Source organism: Streptomyces sp. NPDC048659 (assembly GCF_040650575.1).
In the GTDB taxonomy this organism is placed as follows: domain Bacteria; phylum Actinomycetota; class Actinomycetes; order Streptomycetales; family Streptomycetaceae; genus Streptomyces.
The window spans coordinates 17,641-30,060 of the sequence record NZ_JBEZHM010000005.1 but is presented as its reverse complement, the minus strand read 5'-3'; the positions used below and the strand labels follow the sequence as shown (position 1 = coordinate 30,060).

Sequence of the window (12,420 nt, the reverse complement as noted above, 5' to 3'; positions counted from 1 at the left end):
CCCCGTCCGTTCTGGGGGTGATCCTCCGCTATCCCGGCGAATCGGCCACTTTGTTGCCTGGGTAAAGTAATTCTCAAGACGCCCGCCGCGCGGTCCGTCTTCCTTCATGCTGCCCACCCCCGCCGAGGAGACCCGTCATGCCCGCTGCGCGCATGAGCCGTACACCGCTGCCCGGGATCGGGGTCCGCTACGACCTCACCACGCGTGAGGACCGGCGCCTCTCGGTGGTCGCGGGACGGGACGGGAGCCGGGTGCTCAACGCGTACCGCAGCGACGACCCCGACGAATGCTCCTTGTCGGTCCGGCTGACCGCCGGGGAGTCCGAAGCACTCATCGACGCGCTGATGCCGTCCCACCACAGCCCCAGCCTGCTCTCCACCACGGACCTGGGCCTGGTCGCCGAGCGGATCGAACTGGCCGCCGGCTCGCACTGGAGCGGCCGGCTGCTCGGCGAGACCAGGACCCGCACCGAGACCGGCGTCTCCATCGTGGCGGTGCTGCGCCGCGCCGACGCCGTCCCCTCCCCCGGCCCGGACTTCCGGCTCGCCGGGGGCGACACCCTCATCGTCATCGGCACCCGCGAAGGCGTCGACGCCGCCGCCCTGATACTCGGAAGGGAGTGATCCATGCACTCGTCCGCCGTCTTCCTCATCGAGTTCGGTGCGATCATCCTCGGTCTCGGCCTGCTGGGCCGGCTCGCCGGACGGCTCAAGTTCTCCCCCATCCCGCTCTACCTCCTGGCCGGTCTCGCCTTCGGCGAGGGCGGGCTGCTCCCGCTGGGCGCCAGTGAGGAGTTCGTGGCGATCGGCGCCGAGATCGGCGTGATCCTCCTGCTGCTGATGCTCGGCCTGGAGTACACGGCGACCGACCTGGTCACCAACCTCAAGACGCAGTACCCCGCCGGTCTCGTCGACGCGGCGTTCAACGCGCTGCCCGGTGCCGTCGCCGCGCTGCTGCTCGGCTGGGGCCCGGTCGCCGCCGTGGTGCTGGCCGGCGTCACCTGGATCTCCTCCTCCGGCGTCATCGCGAAGGTCCTCGGCGACCTGGGCCGGCTCGGCAACCGGGAGACCCCGGTGGTGCTGAGCATCCTGGTCCTCGAAGACCTGGCGATGGCCGTCTACCTGCCGATCGTCACCGCGCTGCTCGCCGGGGTCGGGCTCGCCGCCGGCAGCGTGACCCTCGCCGTGGCGCTGGGCGTCGCCGGGCTCGTGCTCTTCCTCGCCCTGCGGTACGGGCGCCTGATCTCCCGTTTCGTCTCCAGCGACGACCCGGAGAAGCTGCTCCTCGTGGTGCTGGGCCTGACCCTGCTGGTCGCGGGGGTGGCGCAGCAGCTCCAGGTGTCCGCCGCCGTCGGCGCGTTCCTCGTCGGCATCGCGCTCTCCGGGGAGGTCGCCGAGGGCGCCCACAACCTGCTGAGCCCGCTGCGGGACCTGTTCGCCGCGGTCTTCTTCGTCTTCTTCGGCCTGCACACCGACCCGGCGAGCATCCCGCCGGTCCTGCTGCCCGCGCTCGCGCTGGCGGTGGTCACCGCCGCCACGAAGATCGCCACGGGGTACTGGGCGGCCCGCCGGGCCGGGATATCGGTCAAGGGGCGCTGGCGGGCGGGCGGCACGCTGGTGGCGCGCGGCGAGTTCTCGATCGTCATCGCGGGCCTGGCCGTGTCGGCGGGCATCGAGCCCTCGCTGGGGCCGCTGGCCACCGCGTACGTGCTCATCCTCGTCGTCCTCGGCCCGCTGACCGCCCGCTACACCGAGCCGGTCGCCACCCGCCTGTCCGCGCTGCGGCGGCGGCCCCCGGCCGGGCCCGAGGCCGCCGCTCCCGAGGCCGCCGCGGCCGGTGGGGCCGGTGGGGCCGGTGCGCCGCCGCGCGAGGAGCTGCTGGACCTGGACCCGGTCGGGGACGGGAGCTCGGGCCGCCTGCCGTAGGGCGGGCCCGGCCCGGCCTCGGCGGCGGGGGCGCGGGGGCGGGGGCGGGGCGTGGGGCGGCCGGTGGGCCCGCCGCCCCGCGATCCTCGCGCCCCATGCCCCGTGCCCTGCGACCGACGTCCGGCCAGTCGGCCAGTCACTCAGTGACTCAGTCACTCAGTCACTCAGTCCGCCACGAGGACCACCTTCCCGATCATGTCGCCCCGCTCCCGCAGCGCGTGCGCCTCGGCGGCCCGGGACAGCGGGAAGGTGGCGGCGACGCGCGGTACCAGGGCCCCCGTCCCCGCGAGGTCGGCGATGGCCCGCATCCCCGCGTGGTCGCTCTGCACCGCGATCATCCGCACCCGCCCGGCGGAGCCCTCCGCGCCGAGGATCGGCGTGGGCACCGTCGTGACCATCGTGCCGCCGGGACGCAGCAGGGCCATCGACCCGGCCCGCACCGGGCCTCCGACCAGGTCCAGGACGAAGTCCATCTCGCCGGCCACCGCGGCGAAGTCCGTGGCGGTGTTGTCGATGACCGCGTCAGCGCCCAGCCCGCGCACGAACTCCTCGTGGTCGCCGAGCGTGGTGGCGGCGACGTGCGCCCCCCGGGCCTTGGCGATCTGCACGGCGAGGTGCCCGACGCCGCCGGTGGCCGCGTGGATCAGGGCGCGCTGCCCGCCGCGCAGGCGCGCCGTGTCCACGATGGCCTGGTACGCGGTGAGCGAGGCCAGGGGCAGGGCCCCCGCCAGGACGTGGTCGAGCGACTCCGGCTTCAGGGCGGAGGCACGGGCGGGGCCCGTCGCGAACTCGGCGTGCGCGCCGACCCCGTGGGGGTAGGGGAGCATCCCGAAGACCTCGTCGCCCGGCTCGAAGAGCGTGACACCCAGGCCGACCGCGTCGACCACTCCGGAGATGTCCCACCCGAGGGTCAGGGGAGGTCCCTGAGGAACATGCCGCCGGCGCGGTGCCCGCAGTCCGTGGGGTTGAGCCCGGCGGCGCGCATGGCGACGCGGATCTCGCCGACGGCCGGCTCCGGCCGCGCCACCTCCCGTATCGGGCGACCATGGCATACATGCCATGGTTCGGTAGGATTGCGCCATATCATGCAAAGTGGTCACTCTCGCCCTGGACGGCGTGTACCCCTTCGACCTCGGCATCCCGAGCCGGATCTTCGGGGTGGCGGACGGCCGGTACGAGGTGTCGACCTGCGGCGTGGACGGCGGGCCGGTCCGCACCAACGCGGACTTCTCCGTCACACCGGCCCACTCGGTCGAGGCGCTGTACGAGGCGGACACCGTCGTGATCCCGCCCATCGACCCCGGCTGCCTGTCGCGCGAGGTGCCGCCCGCCGTGGCGGCGGCGCTGCACGAGGTGCGGACGAGGGCCCGGCTGGTGTCCTTCTGCACCGGCGCCTTCGTGCCGGCCGCCGTGGGCCTGCTGGACGGGCGCCGGGCGACGACCCACTGGGAACTGAGCGGGGCGTTCCGCGCGCGGTTCCCCCGGGTGCTCCTGGATCCCACCGTGCTCTTCGTCGACGACGGCGACGTGCTGACGGCGGCGGGCGCCACCGCGGGCATCGACCTGTGCCTGCACCTGGTCCGCGAGGACCACGGGAGCGAGGTGGCGAACGCCGTGGCCCGGCACTGCGTGGTGCCCGCCTGGCGCGAGGGGGGACAGGCCCAGTTCATCGCCCAGCCGGTGCCCGCGCCGACGGCACAGAGCACCTCGGGCACCCGCCGGTGGGCCCTGGAGAACCTCCAGGCCCCGCTGACCCTCGACGACCTCGCGGCCCGCGCGCGGATGAGCCGGCGCACCTTCATCCGCCGCTTCCAGAACGAGGTGGGCGTCAGCCCCGGCCAGTGGGTGATCCAGCAGCGCGTCGCGCACGCGCGGCACCTGCTGGAGTCGACCGACTACCCGGTCGACACGGTCGCGGCGAAGGCCGGGTTCGGCACCGACACCTCACTCCGGCGGCATCTGCACGCGGCCGTCGGCGTCTCCCCCGCGGCCTACCGCAGGACCTTCCGCGGCCCCGGCCCGGCGGCGTAGCCCGCCTCGGCGGGCGCGGTGAGGGGCAGCTCCGGCAGGGCCTGCCAGCCCACCGGGACCTGGCGCATGACCAGGACGGAGTCCAGGGTCGCGGTGCCCGGCGGGAAGCGCTCGGGGTCGTCGAAGTAGCTGGAGCGGGCCGCGACGATCCGGCCCGGCTCGACGCTCCAGGCGTCCGTAAGCAGCCGCATCCCGTCCAGGGCGCGCCCGGAGCGGGTCGCGGACCAGCCCCGGTCGCCGGCCCGGAAGAAGGCGGACGCCTCGTCGATCCCGTCGAACAGGGCGCTGCCCTCCAGCCGGTCGGCGACCCGCGCGGTGACGTCGACGCCGGTCAGGCCGTCGCGGGTGGTGTACGCCACCCGCAGGGTGTCGGGGGTCTCCCGGACCGTGAAGTCGGCGTGGCCGTGCTCGCCGGGGAAGATCCGGCCGCCCGCCAGCCGGTTGACCAGGGAGGCGGAGTCGCGGCGCGGGATGTAGACGCCGGTCTCCACGCCGTCCGGGCCGTCCCATTCGACGGCGATGCGGTGGGCCGCGTTCTCGCTGCGCAGCCCGAGCGCGGCGGGCGCCCACGCGGGGCGCACCGAGCCGAGCCGGAGCAGGCAGATCCCGGCGACGGCGTACCCGCGCACGAGCTGCGGGCGCAGCGGCGCGGGCAGCAGCGGGGCGACGGCCTCGGGCGCGACCCGGTAGTTGACGAGCAGGCGGCGCTCGATGACGGAGGCGAGCTGCGGGGGTCTCATGCCGGGTTCTCCTGCGCGTGGGGCTTGTGGGGCTCATAGGGCTGGTGGGGCTCGCGGGGGCCATCGGACTCGCGGGCTTCGCCGCCGGGGCCGGGGCCGGGGCCGGGGCGCCACTTGGTGTGGCGCAGGACGATCTGCTCCGGGCAGACGGCGCTGAGGAAGCGCCCCACGGTGGTGGCGAGCCGGTCCTCGACGAGGGAGTAGAGGATCCGGTTGCCGTCCCGCCGCTCGGTGACGAGTCCGGCGCCCTTGAGGACGCCGAGGTGCCGGGAGACGGAGGGGGCGCTGATGGCGAAGCGGCCCGCGATCTCGCCGGCGGGGAGTTCGCCGGCGGCGCGGAGGTCTTCGAGGATCTGGCGCCGGGTGGGGTCGGCGAGGGCGCGGAACACGCCTGCGTCGTCGTCTGGTTCGCTCACGGAGATCTTTTTAGCACTGTGGCTAAGTAGCTAACAACGCAAGCCCCTGTCGATGTCCGGATCTGCAAGTCGCATGACATTGCGGCCATCGGGTGCGCGTTCGTAGCGTGGAGACACGGCGCCGGGGGCTCCCCCGGACCCGTTCCCCGCCACCTCCCGGAAAGGGCGACCCATGTCCGCCTCCTCCCCCTCCCCCTCCACCACGCTGCGCGAGCTCAACGGCTTCGACACCGCCCCCGCCGCTCTCGCCGGGGCCACGCTGCTCCTGATCGACTACCAGAACACCTACACGCGGGGCGTGATGGAGCTGGACGGCTGGGAGGCGGCGCTCGACTCCGCCGCCGGGCTGCTGGCGCGGGCGCGGGCGGCCGGTGCCAAGGTCGTCCACGTCGTCAACGACGGCGGCGAGGGCACCCCGTACGACATCCGCGCCGAGATCGGGGCGATCCACCCCCGGGTCGCCCCCGTCGAGGGCGAGCCCGTCGTGGTGAAGACCGCGCCGGACGCCTTCGTCGGCACCGACCTGGCCGAGCACCTGGACGCGGCCGGGAACAAGGACCTCGTGATCGCCGGGTTCATGACCCACATGTGCGTGGCGTTCACGACCGCGGGCGCCTTCCTGCGCGGCGACCGGCCGACCGTCGTCGCCGACGCCTGCGCCACCCGCCCGCTGGGCACCGCCGCGGGCGAGGTCACGGCCGGGGAGCTGCACCGGGGCGCGCTCGCGACCATCGGGGACCTGTACGGGGTCGTCGTCCCGACCGGCGCGTCGCTGAGCTGAGCCGGGGCGGGGCGGGTCCCCGAGGGGCGGCACGGGGGTGCGCCCCTCGGGTCCCGGGCCCCGGGTCCCGGGCCTCAGGTCGGCTCAAGGCCGCTGGAACTTGACCTCCGGGTGCAGCGGGCTCGGCCCCGCGAGGAGGGGTTCGGAGCGGCCCCGCAGGTGCCGGTCGAAGAAGGCGCCGACGTACACGCGGGTGAGGGCCATCGCCCGCTCGGCCTCGATGCCGCCGGTCGGCAGCCCGAACCGGCGCTGGAGCAGCGGCCCGTCGGAGAAGCTGAAGTGGTCCGTGCCGGCCACGGTCAGCCAGCGCTTCCAGCCGCCGAGCAGCGGCCAGGTGGCGTCCCAGGTGGCGTCCTGACCGCCCGGCAGGTGCACCGCGTCGTCGGTGCCGAGCAGCAGGAACGGGCGCCCGCCCAGGCCCCCGGCGGGCAGGGTGTCCCAGAACGCGCCGTCCATGTTCACCCCGGCGTCGACGCGCCGGTCCGCGAGCATCGCGGTGGCCGCGCTCGCGCCGCCGATGGAGTGCCCGGCCATGCCGATCCGGGTCCGGTCGATGGCGGCCGCGTACCGCCACGCGGGGCGCGGGCCGGTCAGCCGGTCGAGCAGGAAGCGGGTGTCCGCCGCGCGCGCGGCGGTGACGGTGCTCGGGGGCACGCCGTCCTCGTCTAGCGCCTTGCAGGCCACACAGGTCAGGATCCGGCCGTCGGGCACGGCCGTGCCGAGGGACTCGTAGGCGTGGTCGACGGACGCCACGACATAGCCGCGCGAGGCCAGGTCCTCGGCGAGGTGGGTGAGGGTGTAGCGCGGCGCGCTGAAGCCGGGCGAGAGGACCACCAGGGGATGGCGCCCCGGCGCGGGCCGCACCCCGGTCTCGCTGTGCGTGGGCATCGCGGCCAGCGCGGGCGCCCCCGCCGGGTCCTGGACGCCGAGGCCGCCCAGCAGCAGCCGGGTCTCCGCCTCGGTGGCGTACGGGGCGGGGGCGCCGTGCGAGCGGCGGGCCGCCGGGTAGTGGAGGGTCACCATCAGCTCGCGCCCGTCGGCCGTGGGCACCCACGGGTCGGGGCGGGAGCGGTCGACGAGGTGGAGGACGGTGCTGCCGACGCGCTCCGGGCCGGTGGGCGCGGGCAGTTCGAGCGGGGCGGGGGCCGAGGCACGGACGGCGGCGTTGGGGGCGGCGAGGGCGGCGGGCCCGGCAGGCACCGGCGCCCAGGCACGTATGGACGCGGCGGGCCCCGCAAGCGCGGGCGCCGAGGCGCGGACGGACGCGGCGGACGCGGCGGGCCCGGCGGGCGCAGCCGCGGCGGCGGACGGCACCGTCGCCGGTAAGGCGAGGGCGCAGGCGAGGAGGGCGGCGGCGGCCGCCCGGGTCGGTGTGAGCATGGGGGCGACGCTACGGCGCCGGGCCCGCCCGGCACGTCACCCCACGGTCGGACCCTGTGGCGGGGGCGTACACCGGAAGTCTGAGCGTTCCGCGTACGCTCGGCCCCGCTGCCCCATGCGCGACGAGGAGGACCCATGAACGCCCACGACGAAGGACGGCAGCAACTGGACGCGGCCAGCGTCGGCAACGCCCGGACCACGCTCGTCCAGCTGCTCGCCAGGGCCGGGGTCTACTCCGGCGACGCGGAGGAGCTGATCGGACTCGTCGAGGCCGGCGCCCTCGCGCTGGCCCACCAGGAGGTGGACGCGCTCGCGCGCCGGACGCCGCCGGGGGCGGACCCCGGCTACGGCTCGGGCTGGCGCGACGGGGCCAGGGCCGCGGCCGACGGGCTCGGCGGGATCGCCGAGGACGCCCTGCGCCGGGCCGTCGCGGCGGGCGTGCCGGAGCGGTCCGCCGACGAACGGCCGCCGGTCGGGCGGATGGAGCTGGAGCGGACGAAGGTCGCGGTGCTGCCGCTGTACCTGTCGTTCACCGAGGTGTCCGACCTCGACCCCGAGGCGACCGACCAGGTCCTGAAGGCCGTCCTCGCCACCCGCACCTCGCGCCAGCGGGCCGGGTATCCGGGGCGGCTCACGGAGTTCACGGACCGTCACCGGGCGCGCCTTGAGCGGCTGTTCGAGGCGTACGGGGCGGGCAGCGCCATCGCCGTGCACGGCCGCTACTCGCTCGTCCACTCCCCCACCAGCATCGCCGTCCTGGAGCGTCTGCTGGACGACCCGGAGCCGCTGCGGGCGGAGTGGGACGCGGCCGAGCTGCCGCCCGCCTGGCTCGACGGGCTGACGACGGCCTGGGAGCGGTCGGCCCCGGCGGAGTCGGCGGCCTGAAGGACGGGCGCGGGACGGGCACAGGACGGTCGAGGAACGCCCACGGACGGCCACGGACGGCCGGCGACGCTCAGCCGAAGCGGCCCTCCACATAGTCGGCGGTGCGGGGGTCGGCGGGGGCCGAGAACATGGCCGGGGTGGGGCCGTGCTCGACGATCGCGCCCGGGGTGCCCTGCTCCGCGAGGAAGAAGGCGCACTGGTCGGAGACCCGGGCCGCCTGCTGCATGTTGTGGGTGACGATCACGATGGTGACCTCGTGCGCGAGCTCGCGGATGGTCTCCTCGATCCGGCGGGTCGAGGTGGGGTCCAGGGCCGAGCAGGGCTCGTCCATCAGGAGGACCTTGGGCCGCACGGCGAGCGAGCGGGCGATGCACAGGCGCTGCTGCTGGCCGCCGGAGAGCGCGCCGCCGGGCTGCCGCAGCCGGTCCCTGACCTCCTTCCACAGGCCCGCCTTGGCCAGGCACTCCTCGACGAGCGCGTCCTTCGCGGCGCCGCCGAGCCGGGTGCCGGTGAGCTTGAGGCCGGCGGTGACGTTGTCGTAGATCGACATGGCGGGGAACGGGTTGGGCTTCTGGAAGACCATGCCCACCGTCCGCCGCGCGTCGGTCAGCCGCTGCCCGGCCGCGTACACGTCCTCGCCGTCGACGAGGACCTCCCCGGCGAGCGAGGCGGCGGGCACGAGCTCGTGCATCCGGTTGAGGATCCGCAGGAAGGTCGACTTCCCGCAGCCGGACGGGCCGATGAGGGCGGTGACCAGCCCGGCGGGCATCGTGAGCGACACCCGGTCGAGGACCTTCCGCTCGCCGAACCAGGCCGAGATCATGCGTGCTTCGAGCGTCGCCCCGGTCGCCCCCGTCGCCTCTGTCATCCCGATCCCGTCCCGGACACCCGGGAGCGCCGGGAGCGGGAGGGTGGTCTCGGTGGGGAGGGTCGTCTGTTCGGTCACGGCACGTCCTTCGGTCGGGTCACACGGGTCGTACGGGTCGCAAGGGCTGTAAGAGCCGTACGGGTCGGGCTGGTCGTCCCGGTCACAGCAGGCCGGGCAGGAGCAGGAGCAGGTGGTCGGCGGTGGCCAGGCCCAGGGCGCCGAGCAGCGGGGCGCCGACGGCCCAGGCGTGCGGGCGGCCCCAGCGGGCGCGGGCCCAGGCGACGGCGGCGGCCGCGAGGAGCAGCGCCTGGCCCCACAGGACCAGCGGCAGCCAGGCCGAGGACTGCCCGGCCATCGGCTTCTCGTCCTCGGGCAGGGCGCCGGGCCGCACGGCGGGCGCGGGGGTGGGCTGCGGGTCGGAGACCAGGTCGGCGTCGACCCGCAGGACGCCGTCGGGCATGTACGGCGTGCCGTCGGCGGTGACGAGGGTGAGCCGGCCCCGGCCCGCCGCCGGGGCGGCCGGCTGGGGGTCGCCGGCCCGGCGCGGGCCGATCACCCGGTAGCGGTGGGTGCCCTGGCCGGTGATGACGGTGAACGTGTCGCCGGTGCTCAGTTCGGCGAGGTGCCGGAAGGGACCGCCGTAGGCGGCCTGGCGGCCCATGACGACGCTGGTCCCGGACTGGCCCGGCAGGGGGGTGTCCCGGCGGTGGCCGGGGCCCCGGGTGAGGCCCTCGGCGGTGGTGCCCTCGCTGATGACCTCGCGCAGCCGCAGCGCGGGGATCTCCAGGACGGCCACCGGTTCGCCGGGCTCGGGGGCCCGGCCGCCGCCCGCCGACGCGCCCACCGGGGCGACGCCGTTGGCGAGGGCGGAGCGGAAGGCGGCGTAGTCGACCTGCCGGTCGCGGGCCTGCCGCAGGTCGCTGACGAGGCCCGCGTCGGCGACGAGCCCGAGCAGCAGGGCGGCGAGGATGCTTAGCGCGGCCCCGGCGACGCGCAGCCGGGGCCCGGCCTGCGGGGGCGCGGGGCGGGCCGCCCCGCCCCCGGGGGCCGCCGGTGGGGCGGCCGCCGGGGGCGGGGTGGCGACGGGCGCGGTGGCCGCCGTCATCCGATCCTCACCGAGGCGGAGGTGGCGGTGCCCTTGGCGTATCCGGGGCGGGCGGCGGTGACGGTCACGGTGAGCCGGTGGCCCCGGTCGGCGCGGGTCGCGGTGTAGGTGGCGCGGGTGGCGCCGCCGATGACCCGGCCGTCGCGCTTCCACACGTACGTGTACGTGGTGGCGGCGGGGGTCCAGCCGCCGGCCTTGGCGGTCTGCCGGTAGCCCGCCTTGTGGGTGCCGGTGATGCTCGGCTTCGTCGCGTTGCGCGGGGCGGGGCCGAGGGCGACGAGCGGGGCGGGGCTGGTGGAGAGGGTGCTGCCGGTGGTGTTGACGGCCTTGGCGCGGCAGCCGACGCGGTGCGGCTGGTCGGCGGCGACGAGGGCGCGGGTGCGTCCGGTGGCGCCCGCGACGGGCACGCCGTCGCGCAGCCAGGCGTAGCTCACGGAGGCGGCGCCGCCGAAGGCGACGGCGCAGGTGACGGTGGAGCCGACCCGTGCGGTGCCGGTGACCTTGGCGGGGGTGAGCAGCGCCGGGGGCTTGATCTTGACGGTGAGGGTGAGCGGGGCGGTGGCGGAGGGCGCGTGGACCGCGGGGTCGGCCGGGGTGAACTCGGCCTTCAGGGCGTGGGCCCCGACGGTGAGCGCGGCGGTGGTGAGGGCGGCCGTGCCGGCGGTGACGGGCACCGGGGCGCCGAGCGCGGTGGTGCCGTCGAGGAAGCGGACGGTGCCGGTCGCGCTCGCGGGGGCGACGGTCGCGGTGAGCTTGACGGGCGTGCCCTGGACGACCGGTCCGGCCGGGTTCGCCGCGAGGGTGGTGGTGGTCGCGGTGACGGGCGCGGTGCTGCGGTAGGCGGTGTTGGAGGTGAACCAGATGGGGGCGGCGAACTCGCCGTAGGTCGCGGAGCCGAAGGCGGCCCGGCAGGTGAGGGTGAAGTCGTAGCGGCCCTGGAGGGTGGTGAACCCGGCGGTGCTGGCGTAGTCCCGCATGGTCTGCGTCAGGGGGACGACGATGCCGCCGTTCGGGGCGGTGGCGTACGTGGCGATGGGCGAGTTGCTGACGACGATCTGGCCGTCGGCGGGGAAGCCGGAGCCCTTGACGCCCACGATGAGGTGGGTGGCGGGATCGGGGCAGGGGGCGCCCGTGGTGAGGGTGATGCCGCTGGTGTCCGTGCCGGTGGCGGGGGTCACCTCCAGCGTGCCGGGGGTGGCGGCGTGGGCGGCGGCGCCCGTGCCGAGGCCGAGGGCCCCGGCCGCGAGGACGGCGACGAGGCCGGCCGTCAGGGGGCGGCGTACCGCCTGGGGGATGCGCATGGTGTCGTCCTTTGCTTCCGTGGGGTGCGCGGTTCAGACCTGGGGCAGGTCGGTGGCGGGGAAGTCCTCGCGGCGCCGGGCGCGCCGGACCAGGACGACTCCGGCGAGGACGAGCGCGGCGGACAGGGCGCCGAGCGCCCCGGCCTGCGCGCCAGTGTTCGCGAGGGTGCCGCGACCGCCCGAGGAGCCGCCGTTGACCTGGGTGGAGACGTCCTGGGAGCCGCCGCCCGTGGTGCCGCCGTCGGCGGAGGCGGTGGCGCTCGGCGAGCCCGTGTCGGTCGGGGAGGCCGTGTCGGTGGGCGTGGGGCTGTCGGTGGGCGTCGCCGTGTCGGTCGGGGAGGCCGTGTCGGTGGGCGAGGCGGTGTCGCTCGGCGTCGTGGTGACGGTCGGCGTGGCGGTGCCCGTGGGGGTGGCGGTGGTGGTGGGCGGGGTGGTCGGCAGGGCCGGGTCGGTGTTCCGGTACGCGGTGTTGGAGGTGAACCAGACCGGGGCCGCGAAGTCGGCGAGGCTGGTGCCGTTGAACGCCGTGCGGCAGGTGAGGGTGAAGTCGTAGCGGCCCTGGAGGGTGGTGAATCCGGCGGTGTTGGCGTAGTCCCGCATGGTCTGCGTCAGCGGCACGCCGATCCCGCCGTTCGGGGCCGAGGGGTAGGCGCTGATCGGCGAGTTGCTCACCACGTTCTGGCCGTCGGCGGGGAAGCCGGAGCCCTTGACGGACACGATGACGTGGGTGGCGCCGGCCGGGCAGGCCCCGGCGGTGGTGAGGGTGATGCCGCTGGTGTCCGTGCCGGTCGCGGGGGTCACCGTGATGACGCCGGGGGCGTCGGCGGCGTGGGCGGACTGCGCCTGGGCGAGCAGCCCGGCACTGGCCAGCAGCCCGGCGGTGCCGAAGGCGGCGACGAGGGTGCCGACGCGGGCGCCGGTCCTGGCGGACCCGCGCGGGGTCCGGGTGGTGGTGGTCACGTTCTCTCCCTGGAGGACGGAGGGGGCG

At 75.9% G+C, this 12,420-nt stretch carries 13 protein-coding genes; 5 read left to right on the top strand and 8 right to left on the bottom strand.

Translation table 11 applies throughout. From position 1 onward, the window contains the following. Positions 1-137: 137 nt before the first annotated feature. Together AB0C99_RS05780 and AB0C99_RS05775 are read left to right on the top strand one after the other, a co-directional pair. Positions 138-623, top strand: a complete 486-nt coding sequence (locus AB0C99_RS05780) for a TrkA C-terminal domain-containing protein (protein ID WP_362469802.1) — start codon at positions 138-140, stop codon at positions 621-623. Positions 624-626: 3 nt separating this feature from the next. Next, a complete protein-coding gene (locus AB0C99_RS05775) occupies positions 627-1,925 on the top strand; it encodes a cation:proton antiporter (RefSeq protein WP_362469799.1) in 1,299 nt (432 codons plus the stop codon). 164 nt (positions 1,926-2,089) lie between these two features. On the opposite strand, the gene AB0C99_RS05770 is transcribed toward AB0C99_RS05775, so the two are convergent. Beyond that, entirely contained in the window at positions 2,090-2,812 is a 723-nt protein-coding gene (locus AB0C99_RS05770) for an NADP-dependent oxidoreductase (protein ID WP_362469796.1), read from the bottom strand. Positions 2,813-3,017: 205 nt separating this feature from the next. Here AB0C99_RS05770 and AB0C99_RS05765 point away from each other — a divergent pair, with 205 nt between their 5' ends. After that, the gene (locus AB0C99_RS05765; RefSeq protein WP_362469793.1) at positions 3,018-3,956 is read left to right on the top strand and encodes a helix-turn-helix domain-containing protein; all 939 of its coding nucleotides are present in this window, start codon (positions 3,018-3,020) and stop codon (positions 3,954-3,956) included. Here AB0C99_RS05765 and AB0C99_RS05760 read toward each other — a convergent pair. After that, positions 3,917-4,696, bottom strand: a complete 780-nt coding sequence (locus tag AB0C99_RS05760) for a DUF2071 domain-containing protein (RefSeq protein WP_362469790.1) — start codon at positions 4,694-4,696, stop codon at positions 3,917-3,919. The genes AB0C99_RS05765 and AB0C99_RS05760 overlap by 40 nt on opposite strands. After that, positions 4,693-5,112 carry a metalloregulator ArsR/SmtB family transcription factor gene (locus tag AB0C99_RS05755; protein ID WP_362469787.1) on the bottom strand — a complete coding sequence of 140 codons (420 nt, stop codon included), beginning with the start codon at positions 5,110-5,112 and terminating at the stop codon, positions 4,693-4,695. Before AB0C99_RS05755 ends, AB0C99_RS05760 begins: the two co-directional genes overlap by 4 nt. Before the next feature lie 172 nt (positions 5,113-5,284). On the opposite strand from AB0C99_RS05755, the gene AB0C99_RS05750 reads away from it, so the two are divergent. Next, positions 5,285-5,893 carry an isochorismatase family protein gene (locus AB0C99_RS05750; RefSeq protein ID WP_362469784.1) on the top strand — a complete coding sequence of 203 codons (609 nt, stop codon included), beginning with the start codon at positions 5,285-5,287 and terminating at the stop codon, positions 5,891-5,893. Between the two features lie 84 nt (positions 5,894-5,977). On the opposite strand, the gene AB0C99_RS05745 is transcribed toward AB0C99_RS05750, so the two are convergent. Then, the gene (locus tag AB0C99_RS05745; RefSeq protein ID WP_362469781.1) at positions 5,978-7,273 is read right to left on the bottom strand and encodes an alpha/beta hydrolase; all 1,296 of its coding nucleotides are present in this window, start codon (positions 7,271-7,273) and stop codon (positions 5,978-5,980) included. Positions 7,274-7,408: 135 nt separating this feature from the next. On the opposite strand from AB0C99_RS05745, the gene AB0C99_RS05740 reads away from it, so the two are divergent. Then, positions 7,409-8,158, top strand: coding sequence for a hypothetical protein (locus AB0C99_RS05740; protein WP_362469778.1), 750 nt, complete (start codon positions 7,409-7,411; stop codon positions 8,156-8,158). 70 nt (positions 8,159-8,228) lie between these two features. Here AB0C99_RS05740 and AB0C99_RS05735 read toward each other — a convergent pair whose 3' ends face one another. From AB0C99_RS05735 to AB0C99_RS05720, 4 genes are all read right to left on the bottom strand, one after another. Continuing rightward, complete coding sequence (locus AB0C99_RS05735; protein ID WP_362470254.1) at positions 8,229-9,026, bottom strand: phosphate ABC transporter ATP-binding protein; 798 nt, start codon at positions 9,024-9,026, stop codon at positions 8,229-8,231. 160 nt (positions 9,027-9,186) lie between these two features. Next, the gene (locus AB0C99_RS05730; protein ID WP_362469776.1) at positions 9,187-10,131 is read right to left on the bottom strand and encodes a sortase; all 945 of its coding nucleotides are present in this window, start codon (positions 10,129-10,131) and stop codon (positions 9,187-9,189) included. Next, a complete protein-coding gene (locus AB0C99_RS05725) occupies positions 10,128-11,432 on the bottom strand; it encodes an Ig-like domain-containing protein (RefSeq protein WP_362469773.1) in 1,305 nt (434 codons plus the stop codon). Before AB0C99_RS05725 ends, AB0C99_RS05730 begins: the two co-directional genes overlap by 4 nt. Before the next feature lie 33 nt (positions 11,433-11,465). After that, positions 11,466-12,392: a hypothetical protein gene (locus tag AB0C99_RS05720; protein WP_362469771.1), complete on the bottom strand. Its 927-nt coding sequence runs from the start codon at positions 12,390-12,392 to the stop codon at positions 11,466-11,468. Positions 12,393-12,420: the final 28 nt, after the last annotated feature.